This window comes from Staphylococcus delphini, from assembly GCF_900636325.1.
Classification (GTDB): domain Bacteria; phylum Bacillota; class Bacilli; order Staphylococcales; family Staphylococcaceae; genus Staphylococcus; species Staphylococcus delphini.
In genome coordinates this window covers 918,976-944,901 of record NZ_LR134263.1, presented here as the reverse complement: position 1 = coordinate 944,901, position 25,926 = coordinate 918,976, and the positions used below count along the sequence as shown (strand labels likewise).

The 25,926-nt window shown below is 36.1% G+C and carries 27 protein-coding genes and 2 pseudogenes; 14 read left to right on the top strand and 15 right to left on the bottom strand.

Annotated features, from left to right (window positions below; translation table 11 throughout):
- Window positions 1–83 precede the first annotated feature (83 nt).
- Both EL101_RS04275 and EL101_RS04270 read right to left on the bottom strand, forming a co-directional pair.
- A complete protein-coding gene (locus EL101_RS04275) occupies window positions 84–926 on the bottom strand; it encodes a DUF4097 family beta strand repeat-containing protein (protein ID WP_096597621.1) in 843 nt (280 codons plus the stop codon).
- Window positions 923–1,486, bottom strand: coding sequence for an HAAS signaling domain-containing protein (locus EL101_RS04270; protein WP_096542381.1), 564 nt, complete (start codon window positions 1,484–1,486; stop codon window positions 923–925). Before EL101_RS04270 ends, EL101_RS04275 begins: the two co-directional genes overlap by 4 nt.
- A 179-nt stretch (window positions 1,487–1,665) precedes the next feature.
- On the opposite strand from EL101_RS04270, the gene EL101_RS04265 reads away from it, so the two are divergent.
- Window positions 1,666–2,223 carry a thioredoxin family protein gene (locus EL101_RS04265; RefSeq protein ID WP_096597619.1) on the top strand — a complete coding sequence of 186 codons (558 nt, stop codon included), beginning with the start codon at window positions 1,666–1,668 and terminating at the stop codon, window positions 2,221–2,223.
- Window positions 2,224–2,285: 62 nt separating this feature from the next.
- Here the strand turns inward: EL101_RS04265 and EL101_RS04260 are convergent, their stop codons facing one another.
- The 7 genes from EL101_RS04260 to EL101_RS13475 form a co-directional block, all read right to left on the bottom strand.
- Complete coding sequence (locus EL101_RS04260; protein WP_096597617.1) at window positions 2,286–3,647, bottom strand: gluconate:H+ symporter; 1,362 nt, start codon at window positions 3,645–3,647, stop codon at window positions 2,286–2,288.
- An 11-nt stretch (window positions 3,648–3,658) separates the two neighbouring features.
- Window positions 3,659–5,209: a gluconokinase gene (gntK, locus tag EL101_RS04255; protein ID WP_096597615.1), complete on the bottom strand. Its 1,551-nt coding sequence runs from the start codon at window positions 5,207–5,209 to the stop codon at window positions 3,659–3,661.
- A 23-nt stretch (window positions 5,210–5,232) separates the two neighbouring features.
- A complete protein-coding gene (locus EL101_RS04250; RefSeq protein ID WP_096556734.1) occupies window positions 5,233–5,910 on the bottom strand; it encodes a GntR family transcriptional regulator in 678 nt (225 codons plus the stop codon).
- 426 nt (window positions 5,911–6,336) lie between these two features.
- Window positions 6,337–7,065: a phenol-soluble modulin export ABC transporter permease subunit PmtD gene (gene pmtD / locus EL101_RS04245; RefSeq protein ID WP_096597613.1), complete on the bottom strand. Its 729-nt coding sequence runs from the start codon at window positions 7,063–7,065 to the stop codon at window positions 6,337–6,339.
- Complete coding sequence (gene pmtC / locus EL101_RS04240) at window positions 7,062–7,937, bottom strand: phenol-soluble modulin export ABC transporter ATP-binding protein PmtC (RefSeq protein ID WP_096597611.1); 876 nt, start codon at window positions 7,935–7,937, stop codon at window positions 7,062–7,064. The genes pmtD and pmtC overlap by 4 nt, the downstream gene beginning before the upstream one ends.
- A gap of 444 nt (window positions 7,938–8,381) precedes the next feature.
- Window positions 8,382–8,555 carry an SE1626 family protein gene (locus EL101_RS13200; RefSeq protein WP_096597609.1) on the bottom strand — a complete coding sequence of 58 codons (174 nt, stop codon included), beginning with the start codon at window positions 8,553–8,555 and terminating at the stop codon, window positions 8,382–8,384.
- A 258-nt stretch (window positions 8,556–8,813) separates the two neighbouring features.
- On the bottom strand, window positions 8,814–8,945 hold the full coding sequence (locus EL101_RS13475) for a Trp-rich small protein (RefSeq protein WP_019166417.1): 132 nt from the start codon (window positions 8,943–8,945) through the stop codon (window positions 8,814–8,816).
- Window positions 8,946–9,158: 213 nt separating this feature from the next.
- Between EL101_RS13475 and EL101_RS04235 the strand changes: the two genes are divergently transcribed.
- Genes EL101_RS04235 through EL101_RS04220 form a run of 4 tightly spaced genes read left to right on the top strand, consistent with a single transcriptional unit; the run spans window position 9,159 to window position 13,081 of the window.
- The gene (locus EL101_RS04235) at window positions 9,159–10,448 is read left to right on the top strand and encodes an aminotransferase class I/II-fold pyridoxal phosphate-dependent enzyme (RefSeq protein ID WP_096597607.1); all 1,290 of its coding nucleotides are present in this window, start codon (window positions 9,159–9,161) and stop codon (window positions 10,446–10,448) included.
- A 58-nt stretch (window positions 10,449–10,506) separates the two neighbouring features.
- Window positions 10,507–11,331, top strand: a complete 825-nt coding sequence (locus EL101_RS04230; protein ID WP_096597605.1) for an SPL family radical SAM protein — start codon at window positions 10,507–10,509, stop codon at window positions 11,329–11,331.
- Between the two features lie 15 nt (window positions 11,332–11,346).
- Window positions 11,347–11,868 (top strand): methylated-DNA--[protein]-cysteine S-methyltransferase, encoded by a 522-nt coding sequence (locus EL101_RS04225; RefSeq protein ID WP_096597603.1) that lies wholly within the window; start codon window positions 11,347–11,349, stop codon window positions 11,866–11,868.
- Window positions 11,849–13,081 (top strand): acetylornithine deacetylase, encoded by a 1,233-nt coding sequence (locus tag EL101_RS04220; RefSeq protein ID WP_096597601.1) that lies wholly within the window; start codon window positions 11,849–11,851, stop codon window positions 13,079–13,081. Before EL101_RS04225 ends, EL101_RS04220 begins: the two co-directional genes overlap by 20 nt.
- A gap of 229 nt (window positions 13,082–13,310) precedes the next feature.
- Here EL101_RS04220 and EL101_RS04215 read toward each other — a convergent pair whose 3' ends face one another.
- The 4 genes from EL101_RS04215 to groES form a co-directional block, all read right to left on the bottom strand.
- A complete protein-coding gene (locus EL101_RS04215) occupies window positions 13,311–14,012 on the bottom strand; it encodes a S8 family serine peptidase (protein WP_096597599.1) in 702 nt (233 codons plus the stop codon).
- Window positions 13,999–14,604 carry a DUF3885 domain-containing protein gene (locus EL101_RS04210; RefSeq protein WP_096597597.1) on the bottom strand — a complete coding sequence of 202 codons (606 nt, stop codon included), beginning with the start codon at window positions 14,602–14,604 and terminating at the stop codon, window positions 13,999–14,001. The genes EL101_RS04215 and EL101_RS04210 overlap by 14 nt, the downstream gene beginning before the upstream one ends.
- A gap of 272 nt (window positions 14,605–14,876) precedes the next feature.
- Window positions 14,877–16,496, bottom strand: coding sequence for a chaperonin GroEL (groL, locus tag EL101_RS04200; protein ID WP_019167564.1), 1,620 nt, complete (start codon window positions 16,494–16,496; stop codon window positions 14,877–14,879).
- Window positions 16,497–16,545: 49 nt separating this feature from the next.
- The gene (gene groES / locus EL101_RS04195) at window positions 16,546–16,833 is read right to left on the bottom strand and encodes a co-chaperone GroES (protein ID WP_019166410.1); all 288 of its coding nucleotides are present in this window, start codon (window positions 16,831–16,833) and stop codon (window positions 16,546–16,548) included.
- Window positions 16,834–17,002: 169 nt separating this feature from the next.
- On the opposite strand from groES, the gene mroQ reads away from it, so the two are divergent.
- Window positions 17,003–17,770: an intramembrane glutamic endopeptidase MroQ gene (gene mroQ / locus EL101_RS04190; RefSeq protein WP_096597595.1), complete on the top strand. Its 768-nt coding sequence runs from the start codon at window positions 17,003–17,005 to the stop codon at window positions 17,768–17,770.
- 111 nt (window positions 17,771–17,881) lie between these two features.
- Here mroQ and EL101_RS04185 read toward each other — a convergent pair whose 3' ends face one another.
- Window positions 17,882–19,246: an SdrH family protein gene (locus EL101_RS04185; protein ID WP_096597593.1), complete on the bottom strand. Its 1,365-nt coding sequence runs from the start codon at window positions 19,244–19,246 to the stop codon at window positions 17,882–17,884.
- A 164-nt stretch (window positions 19,247–19,410) separates the two neighbouring features.
- On the opposite strand from EL101_RS04185, the gene EL101_RS04180 reads away from it, so the two are divergent.
- A complete protein-coding gene (locus tag EL101_RS04180) occupies window positions 19,411–20,214 on the top strand; it encodes a carbon-nitrogen family hydrolase (protein WP_096597591.1) in 804 nt (267 codons plus the stop codon).
- Window positions 20,215–20,494: 280 nt separating this feature from the next.
- Here the strand turns inward: EL101_RS04180 and EL101_RS13795 are convergent, their stop codons facing one another.
- Complete coding sequence (locus EL101_RS13795; RefSeq protein WP_110161296.1) at window positions 20,495–20,575, bottom strand: delta-lysin family phenol-soluble modulin; 81 nt, start codon at window positions 20,573–20,575, stop codon at window positions 20,495–20,497.
- A gap of 391 nt (window positions 20,576–20,966) precedes the next feature.
- Between EL101_RS13795 and EL101_RS04170 the strand changes: the two genes are divergently transcribed.
- The 7 genes and pseudogenes from EL101_RS04170 to agrA all read left to right on the top strand — a co-directional run bounded on the left by EL101_RS04170 (window position 20,967) and on the right by agrA (window position 25,921).
- Window positions 20,967–21,533 (top strand): accessory gene regulator AgrB, encoded by a 567-nt coding sequence (locus EL101_RS04170; RefSeq protein ID WP_096542351.1) that lies wholly within the window; start codon window positions 20,967–20,969, stop codon window positions 21,531–21,533.
- A 1-nt stretch (window position 21,534) separates the two neighbouring features.
- Entirely contained in the window at window positions 21,535–21,672 is a 138-nt protein-coding gene (gene agrD / locus EL101_RS04165; RefSeq protein ID WP_096597589.1) for a cyclic lactone autoinducer peptide AgrD, read from the top strand.
- A 23-nt stretch (window positions 21,673–21,695) separates the two neighbouring features.
- Window positions 21,696–22,277: pseudogene (locus EL101_RS13790) on the top strand (quorum-sensing sensor histidine kinase AgrC); the annotation flags it as partial.
- Between the two features lie 157 nt (window positions 22,278–22,434).
- Entirely contained in the window at window positions 22,435–23,631 is a 1,197-nt protein-coding gene (gene istA, locus EL101_RS04155; protein ID WP_241971460.1) for an IS21 family transposase, read from the top strand.
- Between the two features lie 11 nt (window positions 23,632–23,642).
- A complete protein-coding gene (istB, locus tag EL101_RS04150) occupies window positions 23,643–24,410 on the top strand; it encodes an IS21-like element helper ATPase IstB (protein WP_096596554.1) in 768 nt (255 codons plus the stop codon).
- Window positions 24,411–24,471: 61 nt separating this feature from the next.
- Window positions 24,472–25,191, top strand: a pseudogene (locus tag EL101_RS04145) (sensor histidine kinase); the annotation flags it as partial.
- A 13-nt stretch (window positions 25,192–25,204) separates the two neighbouring features.
- Window positions 25,205–25,921: a quorum-sensing response regulator AgrA gene (gene agrA / locus EL101_RS04140; RefSeq protein WP_019166403.1), complete on the top strand. Its 717-nt coding sequence runs from the start codon at window positions 25,205–25,207 to the stop codon at window positions 25,919–25,921.
- The last annotated feature ends 5 nt before the right edge of the window (window positions 25,922–25,926 follow it).

Here is a 25,926-nt window from a genome sequence, read left to right as displayed (position 1 = left end):
ATAAAATTTCTACGCCCCATCCCCATCACGATATAAAAAATACAGGGCTCGGATCATGTCATATCCAAGTCCCTGTATTTTAACTATTCAACAGTAATATCGCCACGTGTCGTATAAAGTTCTATTTGATGCGCACCTGTCCCATTTTTACCTTTTTTAATCTCGTCGTTATTGATGATAGCTTTACCTTTTTCAGGATTAAGTGACAGCATCACGTCAGTTGGCGGTTGATGATACCCTAAATAAATATTGCCATCCTTGACTGAACTTTTGAAATCACAATCCGTTTGCATATCTTTTAAGTGAATATCACCCTTATTCAACTTAAAAATACTGTTCTTGAGTAGCGTCTTTTCACCGTTAATTTTTCCTTGTTTAATATTAAATTCACTTTTATCTATGCGACTGTTTTCAATATTAACAAGCGTTTCATTGGCGTTAAATTTAGAATGGGTCAACTCACTATTATGAATATTCAATTCTCCACTGTCACCATTCCAAATCGTTGCGTGATCAACATTGACATCTGCTATATCTATCGCGCCTAAATTCGATGTAAGATCGATTTCTTTAAGTTGATTTTGAGGAATACCGATTTCAAGCTGCCCTTCTAAATTATTAAATGGATTGAGATTCGGCGTTCGAAACCCTGAGCGATTCATCTCAGTAATGGTCAGCACGCGACTTTGTTTCGAAACTTTCATATCTTGTTTTCCTTCATAGGAGATGTGAAAGTCATCACTCGGCACCATTTTTATATTAGTCGAATCAACGTTTATCACGATTTGATTGATTGCATTTTTTTCAAAGGTTTTATCGATTTTCTCAACAGATTGTTTTTTCTTTTCAAAACCAAACCACACGGCTGTTCCTAAAATAAAACAAATTAAAAAGCAACTGAGTCCAAATATGAATAACTTTCTCATGACTGTGATGTTCCTTTTTTAATAAAATTGACATTCCATTTTAAATATTTAATCAGTAATTTTCTAATAGCAGCAATCAGTTTAACAATGATGACGATAAACATCATGCCAAGTCCTAAATAAGCAAAACTATACAAGTAATTGCTGAGGGAAAAAGAAAACATCCCTGACCAAATATCTGTAATCAACAGTAACAATGGCGATAACAACATGCCTAAAGCGAGAAATGTCCCTATGAGTAGAAGTAAGCCTACAAAAAAGAGCGGAATCACAATAAAAAACAATGTAATCATGCTCATGCCAATCGTTGCAAATACCGCACGGACTAAATGCGTCACATCCGGTTTCTTTTCAGCATTTTTGACTGCATATTTCGCATAACGTTGCTTCGCGATTTGTTTCGGTGTATCGAGAGCATTAACGATGGCTTCATCTGATTTGCCATCTAAACCTTCACGATAAAAATGGTTTTCATACTCATTCATCACTTCGTCAACGATATGATTCGGCAATCGATGTAATTGATATTCTAATTCATTCAAAAACGTAATTTTATCCACCGCAGCTCCCCCCTTTTTTAGTAATCTATTATTACCCCAAATTATAAGGAGTTGTGCTGTAAAATTAAACACTTTTTGAATATTTGTATTGTAAATGTCATAATCTTAATTTGTCGTAATCTTTTTAATTTTCTTCAAAATCATACACTGGTATAATGAATAAAAAGGAGGGGTATTTTATGGCACATTTAAGAACTTATTACGCAGAAGCTAAACCTTTCGAACAGTACATTCAAGATATGGAACAAAATCAAACGGAAGTCTTAAATATTTATAAAGATTTCGATATGCCGACTGATGATGAGAGAATTAAAAAAATTAAAGACAGTGGCTACAAATATGTCCTCGTCATTACAGAGGATTGGTGTGGGGATGCAATGATGAATAACCCTATTTTGAAACATATTGCCGAACAAGCCCATTTAGAGGTTCGCGCATTTTATCGTGATGACAACACAGATTTAATTGATCAATATTTAACAAATGGCAAGTCCCGTTCAATACCTATTTATATTTTTATGAATGAGAAGTTTGAACAAAAAGCGGTATGGGGGCCTCGTGCACGCAATGTCCAAAAATTTGTTGAGGACTTACGAAAAGCATCGTTGCCGGAAAAAACAGATCCGAGCTTTGAGGAGAAGCAAAAAGAAGTACATCTCAAGATTCGAGAGCGTTATTTGACAGACGCATCATTTTGGCATGATGTGTATGAATCGATTATGTCTCGACTCGTTTAATCAAAAAGATGGGGTTGGGACATAAAAAATTTCTACGTCCCAACCTCTACTTTTTACAATGCTTATACGAATAAACTTATAAACAGAACGAACACGAGTCCACTCACTGAAATAATCGTTTCAATTAATGACCATGTTAAAAATGTTTCTTTTACTGTTAATCCGAAATACTCTTTGAACATCCAGAAACCTGCGTCGTTTACATGAGAGCAGAAGATACTCCCTGCTCCAATCGCTAATGCAACGAGCGCTAAGTTGACATCTGCTGTTTGTAATAACGGTAACACGATGCCCGTTGTGGAAATCGCTGCTACTGTTGCTGAACCGAGCGCAAGGCGTAAAATGGCTGCGACTAACCATGCTAATAGAATTGGCGAAATATTCACGTCAGTAAATATCTTTTCAATCGCACCGCCAACGCCTCCATCAATGAGCACTTGTTTGAATGCGCCACCCGCTCCGATAATCAACAGCATCATCCCAATCGGATAAATGGCTTGCGTTAATGTATTCATCACCTGTTTCGTTGGGATACCACGACGAATACCCATGCTGAAAATCGCAAAGACAACTGCGATTAACATAGCTGTACCTGCACTACCGATAAAGTAAATGATACTTTCAAGTGTATTGTGCGCTTTGCCTTCATGCCCAGAAATCAGTTGCCAAAGTGTCGCAAATAACATAAGCAATACAGGTAATAATGCTGTAAATGTACTTAATCCGAAACTTGGCAATTCTTCATCTTTAAAGGACTTCGTTGCACCTAATGATGAAATATCGCCTTCACGTTGAAACGCTGTTGGTGTTAAACGTGGTGCCATTTTCGCAAATACAGGTCCCGCGATAATTGTGACAGGTATTGCAACAATAAAACCGTATAATAAAACTTCTCCAATGTTTGCGCCTAATTCTTTAGCGATAACGACTGGACCTGGATGTGGCGGTAAGAATCCATGTGTGACTGATAACGCGGTCACCATAGGCATACCGATTTTTAATTGAGATACATTCATTCGTTTCGCAATCGTAAAGACAAGTGGTATTAATAATACAAGACCGACTTCGAAAAATAATGCAATCCCGATGATAAATGAAGCAATCACCATCGCCCACTGCACATATTTTTTACCGAGTTTAGCAATTAACGTATCCGCAATTTGCGTCGCGCCACCACCATCAGCGAGCAACTTCCCTAGCATCGCACCGAGCCCAAAAATCAATGCGATATGGCCTAATGTACCGCCCATACCTGTCTCGATCGTTGCGACAATTTTATCAAATGGCATCCCGAGTAAAATGCCGGTCACCATTGCCGTAATAACCAGTGCGACAAATGTATTTAACTGTAATTTCATAATTAAGATTAATAACACAATAATTGCAATAGCCACACTTAACAATGGCCAAATTTCTTGAAACATACGGATCCCCTCTATTCTTTATTATTTTCTAAATCACGTTGAAATTGTGCCAATTTTTGATATGACGGACTTAAATCTCTACTAATTTGAATAAAGATAGAAGCCAATTTTTGATAGACGTCGACATGCGCTGCCTCTGGTTGATGTTGATGTGTCGCACCTACCCAAGATTTCACAATGTCATAGTTATCAATTTGTCCGAGTGCTTTTAATCCTAAAACACAGGCACCGAGACATGAACTTTCATAACTTTTTGGTATTTCAACATTAGTATTAAAAATATCAGCCATCATTTGACGCCATAAATGACTTTTTGAGAAGCCACCTGTTGCTTTAATCGATTGCGGTGACGTGCCAATGACTTCAATTAATGCTAAAAAGACAGTATATAAATTGAATAATACGCCTTCCATCACTGCACGAATCATATGTTCTTTCTGATGTGATAAAGTCAATCCGATAAATGAACCGCGTGCATCAGATGTCCATAATGGCGCACGTTCCCCTGTTAAATAAGGATGGAACAGTAAACCTTGCGCGCCTGGTTGAACATTTTGTGCAATACGAGACATCACATCATACGTTTCAATCCCTAATCGTTTCGCCGTCTCGATTTCGCTCGCTAACAATTCATCACGGAGCCAACGTAATACGACACCACCATTATTGACCGGCCCACCAATGACATAATGTTCATCATCGAGCACATAACAAAAGATACGCCCTTTTTCATCAATGACAGGATGGTCGACAACTGTACGAATGGCACCTGATGTTCCAATCGTAATGGCCACATCTCCTGGCTCAAAACTGTTCACGCCTAAATTCGACAATACACCGTCACTCGCCCCGACAATAATAGGCAAATCACGACGCAAGCCCAATTTTTCAGCGATATAGTCATCTTTCAAGTGCAGTTGATGCGTCGTCGATACGAGTGTTGGTAATTTCGAAGCCGGAATATCAAGCAACGCCAACACTTGTTCATCCCACGTTTTATCTTGTAAATGATACAATCCTGTAGCAGACGCAATCGAAGCATCCATCACCCATTCGCCAGTCAATTGGTACAGAACATACGATTTAATATCGACATAGCGTGTTGCCGCTTCAAAAAGTTCATTTTCATCTTGTTTTAACCACCATAATTTACTTAACGGTGACATCGCATGTATCGGTGTTCCAGTACGTTGATAAATGCCATACCCGTCGTGATGATTCAGTATATCTTCAGCAGCAAAACGCGCACGATTATCCGCCCATGTCATGCTTTTGGTCATTGGACGTTGTAATTCATCTATAAGCAATAAACTATGCATTTGCGCACTGAGCGAAATAAATTGCAGCGCTTCATGTGGCACGTCACCTTTCCGCACCACTTCTGCAATGGTTTCTGTCACTGCATTGACGATAATATCTGGATCTTGTTCTGAAACATCGACACGTGGTGTGTGCAATGCGTATTCTATCAGTGCTTTTTGTTGAACTTCCCCATCAGTATTAAACAACACGGCTTTCGTGCTGGTCGTTCCAATATCTACACCAATCATATATTTCTCCATAGTGATACACCTTTCTTTTAATATTACTGAGCCCAAAATGCGCCAATATCGTTGTTTAAATCATTAAAATTGGCTTCGAACGCTTCATACATCATCTTTCTATCTTTTTGTGCAATCGCTGTAACAAACAATTCATGGTTTTGAATGACGCGCTCAAAATCATCAAAATTCTCGTCCATCCGCTTTTTCATACTCATATAGTTCAGACATAACATCGTCGGCATAATTTGTTGCCATAAATGCGTTAAATAATGATGATCACACGCTAAAACCATTAACTCATGAAATTTCAAATCATTTTCCGCAAAACTCGCAGCATCTTTATATTGGATGTTCACTTGCATCATCGCTAACGCTTGTTGCATTGATTGCACAATTTCCATCCAATCAGACCGTTGAATGACTTTCGTAAAGGCAAACGATTCAATCATCAGGCGAATATCAGTTAATTCTTGCCGCTGTTTATCTGTAAAAGGAATAATTTCAGCCCCCATCCGTTCCAAACGAATTAAACGCTCTTGTGCTAAAATTTTAAACGCATCTCGCACAGGCGAACGACTCACTTGAAACTCATTTGCCACTTGGTTTTCAGTCAGTAATTTTTGCGTTGTGCGTTCCCCACTTATGATACTTAAACGTAAAGCAGCAGCTATGGCCTCCCCTTTTGATAAATACGTCAACCATTGTTTAGGAATTTCCATCTCATCACCCCTAACTTGTATACAAGTATTCTATAGTAAAAAATCATAAATGTAAACGCTTACGCAGCATTTTTTAATTTTACAAGATTAGAAGTCATCGAATGATTTCAGTACCAACCTTAGAAATTAAGGACGACACGACCTCAAAAGTAAGGCGTGTCAATACACAAGATGTTACATTTTAAAAGCATAAAAAATCACCCCACTTTTGAAGTAGAGTGATACATTTGATTGCTAGCCAGGGTGCGAGTCGCTTGAGGTATTGAAATATAGATTAAAATTTTTTCCTTTTGCGTGTGGCTACGATTTAACACAGAAGCGACCTGACTTCCCAACGCCTGTGCTTTTGAGAAGTCTAGTCAGCCTCTTGTAGCGCGAGAGCCCAGTAGCAATCATTAAGTTACTATATAAAAATAGGCGTGTTTTTTAAATATCTTTTTTCGCAATTAAACCTAAGTTCGCCAACCATAATACGACGATGGATCCAACATTAATGACCCATTGCCAATTTGTAAACGTCACACCATCGCTTAAAGTCTTATCGCTTAAGTAACTAAACGGAATATACTTTAATGAATCTTGAATATTATCGCCAATTTCAGGAATAAGCGGAATAAAAGGTTTGACGACTGGTAATAAAAGTAACAATAAAATACCGAGTGTATACACTAATGCTGGTTTTTGAACAATCAGGTTAATCAAAAACAGTAATAGTCCATACACGAAGAATAAAATTAAATAAAATACGAGTAATTTCCATGACTGATCATTATCTAAATCTTTACCATCAGTTGACCATTGAATTAAATATGTGACTACAACGACAACAGCTGTTGTGAAAATGCTGATGAAAATGATAGATAAAGTTTTCGCAACGAAATAACCGATACGGCTCTGTGTTTGATTTAAAAAGAGTTGAATCGTTCCTTGAGCAGTATCACGTGTAATCGTTTTGATAACAAATAGTAAACCGATGAGTGAAAAGAACCATTTTCCAACACTAAACATTGTATTTGCATTTATCGGATTATCGTTCGTGACTAAAATAATGACTGTAATGAGCAATGGCGCAATACCGAGAAGAATCGCTAAATAAGTCAGCGGACTTTTTAAAATACTCACGATGTCGAACTTGAACAATTGCAATATATTCATGATTGACCACCTCGTTGATTAATATTGAAATAAGTGTCGCGTAATGATACTTTACGTGTTTCAATATATTGTGGAAAAATACCTTTTTGTGCTAATCCTTTAAGGAAATTGCGATAATCGCTTTGCACATTTAAGATAATTTCTCCTGATTCTTTCTGTGATTGTACGACTTTAAAGTGATCAGTTAAATAATATAATGCTTGTTCAAAGTCATCAGGGTCCACTTGAATCATCGTTTGATCTGTGGATTGACCTTCAGCCATATTCACGTCTTGAACAAAATGACCGTCTCTTAAAAAGACAGCACGGTCACAAATGAGTTCAATATCTTCTAATTTATGACTCGAAATGAGAATTTTCATGTTTAATTGTTGTACGAGTTGTTCAATCGTTTTTAAGACGTCGATTGAACCATCTGGATCCATACCATTTGTGGGCTCATCTAAAATTAAAAATTTCGGTTTATTCATAAGAGAAACAGCGATAGCCAGTTTTTGTTTCATCCCCATTGAATATTTTTTCACTTTTTTCTTAATATAGGATTCCATACCGAATGCTTTGATAATATGGTTCGTATACGCTTCATCAAAACCTGTACCTAAAACTTGTGCAAAAAGCTTTAGATTGTATAGACCTGATTTATTATCGTAAAGTTTCGGATGTTCAATTAAATAACCGATTTTATCGTTATTTGCTACTTGAACACTTCCTTGGTAATTAATAATATTGCCATTCATAATTTTCATTAATGTTGTTTTCCCAACACCATTTTTACCAATTAATCCAACAATTTTACTATCATTAAATGCAAAATCAACGCGATCAATGACAGTATTGTTGCCATATTGTTTGGTGATTTGTTTCAATTCCATCCACGAATCCTCCTGTTTATTGATTAGATGTTACATTTGAAATGACTTTACTCATATGCTTGCGATGACTTATCATAAAGTTTGGCTCACTAAACCTTGAGCAACTCACTATCGTCTTAATAGCGCATCCTGTTAAATAGTATCGATCAGTCAAAACATGTGAGATATGTATATGTTCGACTGCACTTTTTGTAAAACTGCCCTTTATCATTAAATATAGACTGAATTCGTGTTTTAAATGACGACACACCTATGTACTGAGTGCGAATACTTCTCTTTCCCACAACTATACATTTCTCCCAAAAACATTTACCATGTATAGAAAATGGTCAACACTCGTAAACATAACAAAATCATCCGATAGAAAACAACTATCAACTTGTTATATTTAAAATTTTAAACTTTTTTACATTACATTTCATCAAATTCAATGTATTTAATTGCTTAACGTTGCTTTTTTCGATCATTATGACGGCTAATAAAGGCACAAATCATAAATAAAATGGTCGCGATAAACAGCTTAATGGCTGACGTTTCTTCCCCTAAAAACTGTAAAACGATGCCAATAACAAAAATTAATAACGCAATTATGACAAAAATTTTCGTTAAATGTTTCATTGGATTCTCCTTTTTATTAATTGCTGATTCAAACATTAGAAAAAGTTGAGCCATTTGTCAACAGTACTTCACGAACTCGTAGCGATGAATTCTTTCATGCCCAATCTAAAGCTTACGATCTACACATTACATATCTTTCGTAAATAAATCGTTTGCCTCCAAATTGTGAAGGTGATAAAATAATAGTGTATCCACACATGATTAAATACCCCAAACTTGTTGCCGCAAGTTTGGGGCTTTTGTTTGTTGGGCCTTATTTCATGAATGTGTTGAATCATCTTTTTGCTGTTTTTCCCGATCTCGTCTTCTCCACTTCGATTCGACCCAACACCTAAAAATAATGAGAATGCCACCATTAATTAATAACATCCAAAATTCTGTCCACGACATGATTAAACACCTCCTACTTTTAGAAACCGTTTTCTTATAAAGTGCCAAAAATGTAGGGAGTGGTGGCTATATTTATTTTAACACAAAATACCGAACATGTGTTCTTATTTTGCACTTTTAAGTTGAATTTTCTCTCAGTCTATTCTTTAAATTTATTGTTATTCACTGTATGATAGACGTATATGATGAAAAAATAGAAAGAGGTCGAATCCTATGAACCCTTTAGCGCTACAATTAAACGAACAGTTAAGTGAAGAAAACCCAGTCGTCCTAGATATGCTTTCCGACCTTGGAACCAATATGTATTATCCAAAAGGCATTTTGACACAATCTGCTGAAGCCAAAGCGACAAAATATAACGCGACAATCGGTATGGCTACAACAGCTGAAGGTAAAATGTACACTGAGACGTTATATGGCATGTTTGATCATTTAACGACAGATGAAGTTTTTGCTTATGCCCCGCCACAAGGTTTGGCTGAATTACGTGAACTTTGGCAACAAAAAATGTTAAAAGAGAATCCTGACTTAACGAAAGAAGCGATGAGTTTACCTATCGTGACGAACGCCTTAACACATGGTTTATCATTAATTGGTGATTTATTTGTAAACCCAGGTGACACAGTATTATTACCGCAACATAATTGGGGCAACTATAATCTCGTGTACGGTATTCGTCATCAAGCGACAATGCAAACTTACCCTATTTTTGATGCACAAGGTCATTTCACAACCGAACATCTTGTAAAAACGTTAGATCAATTTGAAGAAGATAAAGTCATCATGTTATTAAATTATCCGAACAATCCAACTGGTTACACACCTACAACGGATGAAGTTGAAACAATTGTTCAAGCGATTGACCGTTTGGCAAAACGCGGTGTCAATGTCGTTGCAGTTGTCGATGATGCATATTACGGATTGTTTTACGAAGATGTATACACACAATCCATTTTCACTGCACTGACACAATTGAACAATGAACGTGTGCTACCTATTCGTTTAGATGGTGCGACAAAAGAGTTTTTCGCATGGGGCTTCCGTGTCGGTTTCTTAACTTTTGGTACTTCAAATGACACGACAAAAAATGTGCTAGAAGCGAAAATGAAAGGACTCATTCGTAGTAATAACTCAAGTGGTGCCACACCTTCTCAAGCTGCAGTACAACACGCGCTGAAACAAGGGGCATCTTTCAATGCTGAAGTACAACACAACATTCAAATTTTACAAGCACGTTATGAAGTGACAAAAGAACTCGTTTATGATGAAGCATACCAATCATTATGGCAACCATATGACTTTAACTCTGGTTACTTCATGGCGTTGAAAGTGAAAGGTGTGAATGCTGAAGAATTACGTGTACATCTCATTGAGAAGCATTCAATCGGTATCGTTGCGCTTAACGAAACTGATATTCGCATCGCCTTTAGTTGTATCGAAAAAGAAGATTTGCCATACGTCTTTAAAACGATTGCTACAGCGATTGAAACATTACAAGCATAAACCCAACACAGACAGGTCGTCGCAAGTCACCTGTCTGTTTTTATTTTAGGAGGATTTGATGGACATCCAATCACGTCAGCCACAACAATTTTTAACGAAAGCGAGTGGCTATTTAAAAGATTATACACATACTTTGAATCCATACATGGGCTGTCAATTTGCGTGCACTTACTGTTACGTACGTCGCTCACCGATTTCGCTCTTTTCAGGTAAAACTTGGGGCGATTGGGTCGCAGCTAAAACAGATGAACAGCTGAAATTTCGAAAAGAACTCCAGAAAAATAAATCTAAAGGACCTTTCACAGTATTCATGTCCTCTTCTACCGACCCGTATCAGCCACTTGAGAAAAAATATGAAATGACGCGCAATTTATTATCTGAAATGCATGACTGTCCGCCTGATTTTCTGTTCATTCAAACACGTAGCCCGCTCATACAACGAGATATCGACATCCTTCAATCTTATCCTGGTAATTTCATCGTGAGTATGACCGTAGAAACCGACCGTGAAGACATTATTCGCCATTTCACACCAAAAGCACCGAGCATTCAAGCAAGATTGAAAACTGTGGACAAACTTCGCGCAGCTCAAATCCCCACACAAATTGCTATTGCACCTGTGCTACCTTGTACGGATCAGTTTGCCGAACGATTAGCTGAACATGTCGACCATGTTACGATTGACGATTACTTTATGGGTGACGGGTCAAACGGTCGTCGCACCCACTCACTCGGCATTCAATCTTTATACGAAAATCTCGATTTACAGTCTTGGTATCATCCAGACGCCTATCTGCATGTGATAAAATTAATGCAAGACGTTTTTCCAAATGACAACATTGCGATCAGTCGTGAGGGTTTCGTGCCATTTCAATCAAATTAAAGGAGGTCGAATCGGATGTCATTTTACTTTCAACATATTAATACACCACTTGGGTTAATGACCGCTGTTGTGAATGATAACGCCTTGTTAGGTTTGTCATTTACAGACTCAAAAGATTATCATACTGCATTGAAACATTTTCAAAAGCAAGCACCACTCGTTCAAATTTCACATCATCCGATTGTGAACCAAATTGCTTTAGAGTTAGAAGCTTATTTTCATGGCCATTATCACACATTCAAAACACCCGTCGCGCACGTCATTGGTACGCCATTTCAACAACAAGTGTGGCAAGCGTTGCAACAACTCCCTTTTGGGGCGGTTGTAAATTATAGTGATATTGCACAAATGATTGGCCGTCCAAAAAGTGTACGTGCTGTGGCATCTGCTATCGGTCAAAATCCATTGTCTATTATCGTACCGTGTCATCGTGTCTTACGAAAAGATGGGCAATTAGGTGGATTCAATAGCGGACTTCATCGTAAAAAATATTTATTAGCAATGGAGGGTCATCCTTATGGAACAACGACAATTTGATATACTTCAAACATTAATTGCGCATCCGACAGTGAGTCCCCCAGCCCGTAACACGCAGACTTTACAGCAACAAATTTCAACTTGGCTCGAAAATACGGGTTTTGACGTACAAACCATTCCTTTCTATGATAATGACACAATTATTGTTGGTACATTGAAAGGTCGAAACCCCGATGCCCCTCGCCTGATTTTAAATGGCCATGTCGATGTTGCAGAAGTAGAAGATGAACAATTTTGGCGCTTCAATCCTTTTCAACTGACTGAAGTAGATGGTTTTCTATTTGGTAGAGGCGTTGCTGATATGAAAGGTGGCATGTCCGCCCTCTTTTATAATTTAGAACGCTTGCATCAAGAAGGCTTACAACCTGAAGGCGATATTATCGTACATTCTGTTGTCGGCGAAGAAGTCGGTGAAGCAGGTACAAAAGTCGCTTGTGAACATTCACCAAAAGCTGATTTAGCACTTGTGTTAGATACGAGTGACAATATTGCGATGGGTCAAGGTGGCGTCATTACAGGTTGGGTGACCATCCAAAGCCAAGAAACGATTCACGACGGTGCACGAAGTCATATAATTCATGCTGGCGGCGGACGTCACGGTGCCAGTGCGATTGAAAAAATGGTAAAAATCATTCAAGCACTTCAAGAACTAGAACGTCATTGGGCAGTCACTAAATCTTGTCCAGGTATGCCTCCCGGTGCTAACACGATTAATCCTGCAGTCATTGAAGGCGGACGTCACCCTGCTTTTATTGCCGATCAATGTCGTTTATGGATAACAGTGCATTATTTACCTGATGAAAATTACGAAACGATTATTGAAGAAATAGAAACGTACTTAAATAAAGTGGCTGAGAGTGATTTATGGCTCAATGAAAACCCACTTCAATTCGAATGGGGTGGCACTTCTATGATTGAGGATAAAGGTGAAATCTTCCCTAGTTTTACTTTACCAACAACACACGCAGGCTTTCATATGTTAGCTAAAGCACATGAACACGTACACCAGACACCGCTTCAAACGACAATGAGCACAACTGTGACAGATGGTGGTTGGACCGCAGACTTTGGCATTCCAACTATTTTATACGGTCCAGGAGAGCTCAATGAAGCCCATGGAACGAATGAAAAAATTCGCATTCAAGATTTGGATCATTTTACAGAAGTGCTATACGCCTTTTTAAAAGAATGGTATGAGCATCCTGTGCGGTAATGTTACACATTTTCATAATACGTAAAAAAACCACTTTCCAAATGTCATGACACCATATTGGAAAGTGGTTTTTATTTTGTTATGAAGTGTGATGAGGCTATATCATAACGAGTATGATGTCATTCTAGCATCACATATCTCAAACTTAATAACCTAATTGCCTCATAAATGTTAAAAATTGATTCGTATTTTTAACTTTTGTGCAAACATAATTATTATACATTCTTAATTAATCTAACTCATTAATTAACTTTAATATTTCATCTTTGTCCATGTTTCTCAAGTTCCTATTGCACAGTTTAGTCAATTTATTAGATACATAAGCTGTAGCCATAGAAGTATTCTCACCGCTATTAGGCAACTTATTATCAACCGAAATGAATACGTCAGCATCATCGTTAGAATTAAAGACAGACTTTGAACCTTCCTTATTCAAGACTCCAACCGATATAGTTTCTTTATAGGATGCTGGAAATTCTTTACCACCAAAAATGTCGTTACCGTTTGCAGCTACAATAATAATGCCTTTTTCATGAGCTTCTTTTATTTTTCTATGTAATTCAGGATAATTTTTAGTAAAGCCATAACTCATATTTATTATATCGACATTATTTTTAATTGCCCAGTCAAGTGCTGAAATAGTATCCTCCAATCTTCCGTTACCATGACGGTTCAAAACTTTAGCATCGTAAATAACTATATCTGCTTCATATTCTATAATTTTTGAAACTTTATTAGCATGTACGCTATTCCAGTTATTGTCAAGAGTAAAATTACGAGATATTACTTTGCTTTTAATAGCTTTCTTTTCAACACCTGTATCTAGAACTGCTATTTTACTTTTTTCATACTTGCAATTATAATTCAAATATATAAATACCGATAATAAAATTAGTATTATTAATTTTAAATAAACTTTAATCCATTTCATGACTTACATCAAACAAGAGGTTGCTGTATTTTTGAGAATAAATTTTATATGACTGCTTATTTAGAAAATATAGCCACAGCCCTCTATCATCATACAAGTGAAATAATATGCCTCTTTTACTATCCATTAAATATATATCTAAGTAATTGTCTTTTTGATTAATTGTTGGGAATAAACCCTTAAAATCTTGATTGGAAATTGCTCGCACTAATTTTTTATAATTTAAATCCTTCAATGTCTTATTTTTATAAGAAAAAATATAACATTGGATGCCTTCATCATTAATATATTCTTTAAAATCTGGTATTTCGTTATTATTGAAATAACTAAACTTTTCTTTGAACCTAGTTTTTTTAAATGAGTCCCCATATAAATAATATAAAAGAACTATATCAATAGTATTACTTTGTTGAAACAAATCTTGTAAAATTTGAATTGCATTGTTATGAATCCTTTCAAAATAATCTTTGTTAAAGCTTTTTCCATCATCTAAAAAAGGGTATTCGCCTTCACTTAAATCTAAATGAACAGCATTTTCACCTTCAGAGAATTTTAAACCACTTACTTCCATGCAACTATTAATATTACTCATTTTTATCAATCACCCTATTTATGCGCCGCTTACCTAATACAGTTTTTTAAAAATACGTCTTTAAAGATTTATGCTGAGATTACCAATTCACACAAAAAGGACGCTTCCCATAAGTTTTGCTCGCTTAAGGAAAACGCCTCAAAAGAATGAATTTAAATGTTCGTTTGGTTCATCTGAATTAAACGGCATTTTTATCTTTTTGAAATCTTTTATGTTATTAATATGTCATTCACAATTATAAAATGCCATTAAATCATCATTTATAAGCTGTTTTACATCATCCCTGGCATGCCGCCCATTTGTGGCATATCATTCCCTTTATCTTCAGGGATGTTTGCAACTACCGCTTCAGTTGTTAAGAACATTGCCGCAACACTTGCTGCGTGTTGTAAAGCAGAACGTGTCACTTTCGTTGGGTCCACGATACCTGCTTCTAACATGTTCACCCATTCGTCTGTAGCTGCGTTGTAACCAATACCTGGTTCAGCATTTTTCATTCTTTCAACGATGACTGAACCTTCAAGACCTGCATTTTCAGCAATTTGACGTACAGGTGCTTGCAATGCTTTCAATACGATGTTCACACCTGTTGCTTCGTCGCCTTCCGCTTCGATAGCTTGGACGTCTTTGAAAATGTTCATTAATGCCGTACCTCCACCTGCAACAATACCTTCTTCTACTGCTGCACGTGTTGAGTTTAATGCATCTTCAATACGTAATTTACGTTCTTTCAATTCCGTTTCAGACGCTGCACCCACTTTAATCACCGCAACACCGCCAGCTAATTTTGCTAAGCGCTCTTGAAGTTTTTCGCGATCAAAGTCAGAATCAGTTTCTTCAATTTGTGCTTTTAATTGACCGACACGTGCATCGATGTTCGCAGGATCACCGTCACCATCAACCACTGTTGTATTGTCTTTAGTCACTTCAACTTTGTTTGCCGTACCTAACATATCTAAAGTCGCTTCTTTTAATTCAAGACCTAAATCGTCTGTAATCACTTGTGCGCCTGTTACAATCGCCAAGTCTTCTAACATTGCTTTACGACGATCACCGAAACCAGGTGCCTTAACTGCAACGGCTGTAAATGTACCACGCATACGGTTTAAGACAAGGTTGGTTAACGCATCGCCTTCTACTTCGTCCGCTACAATTAAAATAGGACGGTTGGATTGTACAATTTGCTCTAATAATGGCAAGATATCTTGGAATGAAGAGATTTTCTTGTCAGTAATTAAAATGTATGGTCTTTCTAATTCTGCAATCATTTTGTCAGAATCTGTCACCATGTATGGCGATTGGTAACCACGATCAAATTGCATCCCTTCAACGACTTCTAATTCTGTGTTAAAACCATTTGATTCTTCAATTGAGATCACACCGTCATTACCGACTTTTTCCATCGCTTCAGAAATGTAACGACCTACTTCTTCGTCAGCTGCAGAAATCGCGCCGACTTGTGCAATTTCTTCTTTGTTTTCAACTTTTTGCGAAATGTTGTGTAATGATTCAATTGCGACCGCCACTGCTTTATCAATACCTTGACGGATTCCAACTGGGTTCGCACCACTTGTTACGTTTTTAAGTCCTTCTTGAATCATCGCTTGCGCAAGTACAGTCGCTGTTGTCGTACCGTCTCCTGCAATTTCATTCGTTTTATTCGCAACTTCTTGAACAAGTTTCGCACCCATATTTTCATAAGGATCTTCTAATTCAATTTCTTTTGCAATCGTTACACCATCATTTGTAATGAGTGGTGCTGTAAATTCTTTATCTAGTACGACATTGCGCCCTTTTGGACCAATTGTCACTTTAACAGCATTTGCTAATTTATCGACACCACGTAACATCGCTTGACGTGCATCTTCAGAAAATTTTAATTCCTTTGCCATTCTATTACCTCCGTTGTTTCATTCATTTCTTTTATATATCAGTTTAAATTTAGTCTTCAATCACAGCTAACACTTCATCTTCAGTTAACACTAAGTATTCTGTGTCGTCACGCTTCACTTCAGTTCCTGCATATTGTTGAAACACAACACGATCGCCTACGTTGAGTTCTGGTTTTAGGCGTTCACCATTGTCTAAAGTGCGTCCCGGACCTACCGCAACGATAACACCTTCATTGGATTTTTCCTTAGCTGAATCAGTTAAAACAATACCGCTTTTCGTTGTTTGTTCATGTTCTTTCTTTTCGATGACTACACGGTTTCCTAATGGTCTAAGCATGTGTGAGTGCCTCCTTATGTTCAACATCAATTTAGCACTTTCATTTATTGAGTGCTAATTTAGTTCTATAATAATCAAAATTGGTCAAAATTTCAAGCGTTTACGTTCAAAGCCATTGTCCACACCTTTATTTTCCGTTAGAATAAAAGGGATTGAACGGAGGCTAATTATGAAGAGATTTTGGGTTTCACTACTCACCGTAGTATTATACATCCTTGCACAAATATCACCTTTTATTGCACGTGCGGTTGGCTGGATTCAAACGGACAACCAAGCAGAATTGTTGCGGCAATCGATAGCAGTTCAGTTCACTGCTTTTATCATTGTCGCCATTTTAATCATCTTACTGCAGTTTTTTGTGAAAAATAAATTAAACTTTGAACGCGGTCCGAAAGAGAAAAAACGTTATGTACTTCCCTATATTTTAGTAGGTCTAGTCATTGTGTTTATCGCACAAATGATTGTGAATCTCATTTCTGTCCAACTATTTGGGGCTAATCCTGCGAGTGAGAATACGTTAAGAATTATGAAAATCGCTCGTCAAATGCCTATATTTATTGTGTTGATAGCGATTGTCGGACCACTATTAGAAGAGTTTGTCTTTAGAAAAGTATTGTTTGGTGAACTGTATCACGCGATTAAAGCGAGTCGATGGGTCAAATTCACGATTGCAACGACGATTAGTTCTACAGTGTTTGCTGTTGTCCATATGGATTTTTCGCATTTCTTAGCTTATTTTGTTATGGGGATCATTTTTTCCGCATTTTATATTTATACGAAGCGGTTGAGTGTGTCGATCGGTATTCATATGGCTCAAAATGGTTTAGTTGCACTCATTCAACTTATGATACCTGAAAAGATGATTGAAGAAGCCGTTAAGCAAACACAATTCGTCCATTTATTAACCACACAGTGGATGTCATTTTTCCTTTCATAAACCATACACGGTTGGCTTCACAAAATTACTTTTAAATAGTTCAGATATATTTTTTACAATGCACAAAGGGTTAAGACGACTTCAGTTAAAGCGTCCTAACCCTTTGTTATTTTATTTCCAAAAATGATGCAGCCGTTTCCATAAAATCATACTAATCAGGCCGACAAAACCGACCATGACAATGCCAATATAAATCATTGGCTTGTAACTTAATGATTTTCCTGCATCTTCTTTCGTATCTTTCATACGATGCGTATTAAAATTTTCTCCGTGCTGTTCAATTTTCTTCACTTTATCTTGCTGATGCTTATTAACCAATGACTTATCGCCACTTTTCTTGAAATCTGGCATCGAACCAAATTCCCCTGTGACGAGTTCTAATACTTGTTTATCTAAACGGTGATAGTATTGCTCTGTAGAAAGCGGATTAAAATATTGATATCTAAAATAATCTGTACTTTGTTGCAAGTCATCTAAAAATGCATTTTGTGAAAATTGTTCTTTACGACTCAAACTCGCAATATCACGTTGGCCTTGACTTCCAAATTGACTTAAACGCGCAACCTCTTCTTTAAACAATGGATTATATTTATAATTATTATTCAATAACCCTGCGTATTCGTCATAAGCCGATGTACCATACTGATTCGAATGGTTGGTGCTTGCAACGGAACCGTTTTGCTGGGGATCGCTTGCATTGCCATTTGACGGTTGCCCATTCGGTTGTGGACTTGCTTCACTGCCACCTCCCCCATTTGGACCTGTTGTTGTACCGCCATTACCGTTTCCACCGTTATCTGTTGCAGGTGGTGGGATATGGTTTGAAGTATCATCTTTTTGATTCGGACGATCTGGCACTTTAGGCGGTGGTGTGGGTTTGTCCTCTTTATCAGGTTTAGTATGTTGATCTTTTGAAGGTTTGTCTTTATTCGGTTGATGCGGCTTCTGATGATTTTCTTTATTCGGCTGTTCCCCACTCTCTTCATCTTTCTTTGTATCTGGTTGATCAGGTTGAGACGGTTGGCCTTCTTGACTTGGGTCGTTGTGATGTTGATTTTCTTCATGAGATGGAACTTCTTCAGTATCCGGTTCTTCTATAGATGTGTCGTCTTCTGTACTCGGTGTTGTTGATTCACTTTCATCCGTTGCCGGTACCTCATCATTCGGTTTCACATTTTCCGTTGACGCGGCATCTGTTTCATCAGTTGAAGGCGTTGTTATTTCATTGAAAGAAGGTGTTTCAGCAGCGTTCCCATTTGAAGAAACGTCGCTTCGTAAATCATCCATGTCTGCCGTTTGATCATACGATGAAGTGACCCTCAATGTATTCAAAGTCGTCGCACTGTTATTGATATTCGCTGCTTGAACGACGTCACGAGTTAATAAAAGAGGTGATACAACACATAAAATACTCATTGAACCGATTCCCAATTTAAATAGTCGTTTGACGCTATGTTCTTTTTTATGTTCTACCATCAGATTCACCTCTGATTGCTTAAAGTTTTTTAACAAAGCCAGTATAAACAAAAGTGACTCCGATTACCACCCTCATGTATATTTGATTGTATTCAATTAAGATTTTTGTTAAACCGTTCATCATTTAGTACACTAGGATTAATTCGAAAATAAGGATGATGATGATGCAAATACAATTATTTCAATTTAATGTCGCAATCGCTAATTCACGTCAAAACGAACAAAAAATCGCTACGTTATTTGAACAACATTTAGATAATCAAACAGAGGTCATAGTTTTGCCTGAAATGTGGAATAACGGCTATGCATTACCTCAGTTAGAACAGTTAGCAGATGAAGACTTAGCTCAAAGTTATGCTTTTATACAAAAATTAGCACAACATTATCATGTAGACATTGTTGCGGGCTCTGTTTCTAACCATAAAGAAGGTGCCATTTACAATACAGCGTTTGCCGTAAATCGACACGGTGAAAAAATTTATGAATACGATAAAATCCATCTCGTTCCGATGTTAGATGAACCAGACTTTTTAACCGGTGGCGAGACTGTCCCCTACCCATATACGCTTTCTAACGGCACAAGTGTATCTCAAATCATTTGTTATGACTTACGCTTTCCTGAATTGAGCCGTTACCCTGCAGCACAAGGTGCGAAAGTGATGTTTTATGTCGCACAATGGCCCGAAGTTCGACTCACACATTGGCGTCAGTTATTACAAGCACGTGCAGTTGAAAATGATATGTATGTCGTTGCTGTTAATGGCAGTGGTGATGATGGTAAAACAACGTATGCAGGACATTCAATAGTAGTAGATCCAAATGGGGAAATCATTGCTGAAGCGGATGAAAATGAAACAGTGATGACCGTCACATTAGATCTTCAAAAAGTAGACACACAACGACGTGCTATTCCAGTTTTTGAAAATATGCGACCGTCCGTATATCGCTATGCACAAAAAGAAATATAAAATATGAGGCGCTACCTCTCTTATTTAAAGAAGTAACGCCTTTTTTCATGACCATAAAATAAAAATGAACAGACGAGCTTGGGAGGGACTCGCCTGTTCTTCATATTAAGGGAATGTTTTATTTACAGTTATTCTATTTAATTGGGGATGTTATTAATTATGAAAAAATTTAGTGAATTTACCGATTATTAAATATTGCTACAATGGCTTCAATATCGAAACCTGATTTTACTTTAGTCTAAGTAAGGAAAAAGATTCTAACAAATACTTTTATCAAATCTTATTTTTTGATAAATTTTGCTACTGTTTCTGCGATAAGTTTAACAAATTCAACGATTGTGCTAATGATATCTGCTGCCATAGTGAGCACCTCCTTAAATTATAAATAAAACCAAAGACTCCAATAGATTGTTGCTCCCTTAGTCATGTAAGCTGAGCGAAGAATACAATGACTAAGAACATCTGACTTAACTTAATCAGTAAATTTGCTTAAGTGTACTCGACAACACTTAATACAAAATCACTTCATCTCCATCACCAATGTGATGATGTCTATATTACAACATGATTTTTTACCTTTGTGTTAACGAGTGCGTAACTCGTTATTTTTTATGCTTAACTGTTTAAAAATTTATGGTAAAATATTAAAAACCAATCATTTGCAACAGTTAGGAATGATAAATGAACAGTTAGGCAAAAAGTAAAGCGTTTTAATAGTTGTGTATTATAATTTAGACAAGGAGGAGAGCCGTATGTTACTCATTGACAATGGAATTGAAAAAATGGCGCTGAAGCTTCAACAACGACAGAATTTAAGTCATATTGAGTTTTTAAAAGTGCGTTTAGGCATGCAAGTTGTCGTGATTAACTCCTTTAAAGCTGTTGTGACTTACGGACTTGCACTCCTATTGAACATTTTTTTATACACACTTATTGTTCACCTAACTTTTCTTGCCTTGAGGGGTTATTCACATGGTGCACACGCGAAAACGTCAATGCTTTGTCATGTACAAAATATTGCTTCATTCGTTGTTTTACCATGGTTAATCGTACAATATGACATTTCGTTTCAATTTTTGTTAAGCTTGAGTATATTGGCTGCGATGATCGTAATCAAATATGCACCTGCTGCAACGAAAAAGAGACCAATAGCTCCAAGAAGAGTGAAAGGCCTTAAAATCAAATCAATCATTGTATTTATTTTACTCATGGCTCTTGCATTCATCGTACCAACGCCTTATAATCGATTTGTCGTTTATGGGGTATTATTACAATCATTCACATTATTACCTATCTTTTCTACTAAGGAGGAAGTTTAACATGAGAATTTTAGAAGTTTTATTCAACCTTATTACAAATTTATTCCAATCAATCGGTAGCTTTGCTAGAATCCCTATTAGTACTGGATTTTTTGATGAGCCAGAAATCCCTTCTGAATTGTTAGAAGAGGACAAATAAAAAGTTAGAAAGTGTGTATAAAATTGGAAATACTTTTAGCCATATTTATAGTATTATTTCAATCCTTTATTTTCGCATCAGTAACGAGTATTATCCAAAAATATAAATATAGTCAAAGGGATTACATTATTCTCACCTTCGGGATAGTAATCCCTTCTATTATTTTATATTTAATTTTCGATAAAAATAGTTTGCTTTATTTAATTCTTTGCTTTTTCATCTTCTATTTTAGACGAGCAAAAATCATTGGAATTATTACAGTGTTACTTACAATTCTTGTTTTAATGATTAATGATTTCGTCGCGACTTGGTTTTTTGCATATCTTAATACATATCACATCAATTTTTATGTAGCATCATTAATCTATATGATAGCCTTTGCGCTAGGTTGCTATATTTTTTCTTTTATTATTATTACATTGTTTAATAAACTTAAAACATCTTGGTTGTATATTAACAAATTTTATTTGATTGTTCTAAGTTTGTTTTTAGCTTCAGGATTTCTAAGCTTTTTCTCGTTATTGAATAAAACTGTCGGGGACTTATATGAGTTTCGAAATTTTGGTATCATTTATTTTATTTCTTTTTCGGTTTTCGCTATTGTAAATGGCGGTTATAAAATGTAGGAAAATGGCGGAATGAAAATGCTGTTTTTCCTACATTTTTTATTTTCTAAAATATATAATCATGTCTTAACTCAATCTTTGAATGGAGGTTGTTTGATTGAGACATGATATATACGAAGGAGTGTCATTTTACATTATGAAAGGCATAAAACCAAATTACGCTGAACTGGCTAGACAATATCATTGTGATCCAAGGACAGTAAAAAAATATTATGAAGCTGGGAAAGGCAATGAGTTGAAAAAATTAAAAACAAGGAAAACGACAAAGAGAGTATCAAAATTAGAACCCTATAAAACGCTCATAGACGAAAAATTAGAGCTAGGTTGTACGGCTATGGCGATTTATAAATATATTACTAAAAAAGGATATGAAGGCAAATATACGATTCTTAGAGAATATTGTAAGAATAAAAAAGGAAAGGAAATTAAAAAAGCAACTATACGGGTAGAAACACGCCCCGGTATAGCTGCTCAAGTAGACTGGAAAGAAGATATGGTCATGCATGATAAATTTGGGAAACGTTATCAATTTAATATCTTTCTTTACGTTCTACACTATTCAAAAATGAAGTATATCACATTAACTTGGGATAGAAAACAAGATACATTATTTCAATGTTTGAAAGAATCTTTTGAGTACACTGGAGGTGTTCCTAAGGAAATATGGTTCGATAATATGAAAACGGTCGTTGATCGTCCTAGAACACAATATAGAAAAGTGGTATTTAACACCCTTTTTCATCAATTTAGTAAAGATGCAAACTTTGAACCCATCGCGTGTAGGCCTTATAGGCCGCAAACCAAGGGCTCTGTGGAATCTTTAGCTAAATTTGTGGAACAACGTTTAAGGCCCTACGATTACGAATTTTATGACGCTGTTGAACTTATCAGTCTTGTCAATCACTTTTGTCATGAAATGAACCATAACGAAATATCGCAAGCAACTGACTGCTATCCAATTGATTTATTCAATTCTGAAGAAAAACATCTATTGAACCCGTTTAATGTGCAGTTACTAAACACCTATGTCGAAGATGAATGCATTCGAATTGTTTCTAAAGAGTCGATGGTTAATTTTAGAAAAGGTAAATATTCAGTACCTACAAAGTTTATTGGTGAGGAGGTTGAATTAATCTTTAATGAATTGACTGACAAATTATCCATCTACTTTGATGCCGAGTTAATTAGAACCCATCATTTATCGGAAAAGAAATTCAATTATGTTACCAAAGATATGTGTGAGATATTGAAGTCTGACGCATTCAAGCACAAAGACGATCAAGAAATTCTTACGTATATCGAAGATTCATTATTAAAATATGACGAGGTATAGGAGAAACAGATATGTATACAGACCATCAAAAGCTATTAGAAAACTTTCAACAGCTCAATCTAAAAATGATTAAAGACTATTATCCGAAGTATTTAGAATCACTATCCAAGAATCAAAAATCTTTAACTGAAATTTTACTTGAGTTGACAGAAAAGGAAGTAGAATATCAAGCTGAACAAAAATTTAAACGTGCTATTAAGTTAGCACGTTTCCCTAAGGTTAAATATTTAAATGACTTTGATTTCACGTTTCAGCCAAGCATTAATAAACAAGAAATACTCACATTAAAATCCATGCATTTTCTAGAGAAGAGTATCAATATATGCTTCTTAGGTAATAGTGGTGTCGGTAAGACACATCTAGCAATATCGCTAGGCGTAGAAGCTTGTAAACAAAATATCAAAACTCGATTCTATACTTTTAAAGAATTAATTGAACTCTTAACCACTTCAGAGGAGAAAGGAATCATCAATAAAACTTTAAAACAATTAAACAGAATTGAACTACTTATTATTGATGAGATAGGCTATACACCCATTTCAAAAGAACAGGCAGACCTCTTCTATCAATTGATGTCACTAAGATATGAAATGAAATCCACGATCATAACGACGAATATCCCTTTTTCTAGTTGGGGCGACTCATTTAGTAACAAGATAGCGTCAGCAGCCATTATTGATAGACTTATTCACCATTCAAAAATATTTAAAATTACAGGCGATTCATACCGACTTAAAGACTATAAAAGTGAAAAAAGTTTAAACATACGTCATTCTTAAACCGCCAAAAAACGACATTTTCAAACCGCCATAAAACAACATTTTCAAACCGCTATTGACAGCTATATTAATTATAGCAACCACTTTAACGATAGAACGCGAAATCAATTATAAACGGAAAAAGCAAGAATTAGATGATTATTATAAATATACAGTACAAATTGAAAAAATTAACAACAAAATGCGTAAATTCCGACATGACTATACGAATATTTTATTAACGATGTCCGAATATTTACGTGAAGATGATTTAGAAGGTTTGAAGAAATATTATCATGAACATATTAGTCCTTTAAAAAGCGAATTTGAATCCAATACGATGCGACTGAATGGTATTGAGAATCTAAAAGTCCGTGAAATTAAAGGCTTAATTACGACAAAAATTTTACAAGCGCAAGAAAATAATATTGAAATCACTGTTGAAGTGGCGGATGAAATCACGCAAATTGATATGGATGCGATTCAACTTAGCCGTGTACTAGGTATTATTATGGATAATGCGATAGAAGCTTCCAATACGATTGAGGACCCTATTATTCAAATCGCATTTATTAAGACGGATGAGTCCGTAATGATTATTATTATGAACAAAGCGCCAAAAGATATGCCTAAGCTACATACCTTGTTCCAGGATGGCTTTTCAACTAAAGGAAACAATCGAGGTATAGGATTAACAACATTAAAAGAGATTATTGATCAAACGGACAATGTATTCCTTGATACGACGATCGAAAACCATTATTTTATTCAGAAACTAGAGATTATGAACGATTACGAATAAGGATGTGTGTATCATGAAAATTTTGATTTGTGAGGATGATCCTAAACAACGCGAACGCATGGTGTCCATTATTGAAAACTATATTATGATTGAAGAGAAGCCGATGGAAATTGAGCTTGCTACTAATGACCCTTACGCTATTTTAGAAACTTCTAAAAACATGACTGATATTGGCTGCTACTTTTTAGATATTCAATTAGAGTCTGATATTAATGGGATTAAATTAGGGAGCGAAATTCGTAAACACGACCCTGTCGGGAATATTATTTTTGTGACGAGTCATAGTGAACTGACGTACTTGACGTTTGTCTATAAAGTGGCTGCCATGGATTTTATTTTTAAAGATGATCCTGAAGAATTAAGAACACGCATTATCGATTGTTTAGAAACAGCATTAAAACGGCTTGATTTATTAACAAAAGATCATACTGTTGAAACTTTGGAACTCAAACGTGGGACGAGCTCGGTTTACGTGAACTATGATGACGTGATGTTTTTCGAGTCCTCACCGAAGTCACATCGTTTAATCGCGCATTTAGACAATCGTCAAATCGAGTTTTACGGCAATTTGAAAGAGTTAGCTCAACTCGATGACCGGTTCTTCAGATGTCACAACAGTTATGTGCTGAATAGAAGGAATATAACGCGTGTCGATACGAAAGAACGGATTGCTTATTTCAAAAATGAAGAATTTTGTTACGTCTCGGTGCGTAATTTGAAGAAAATTTAAAAGCG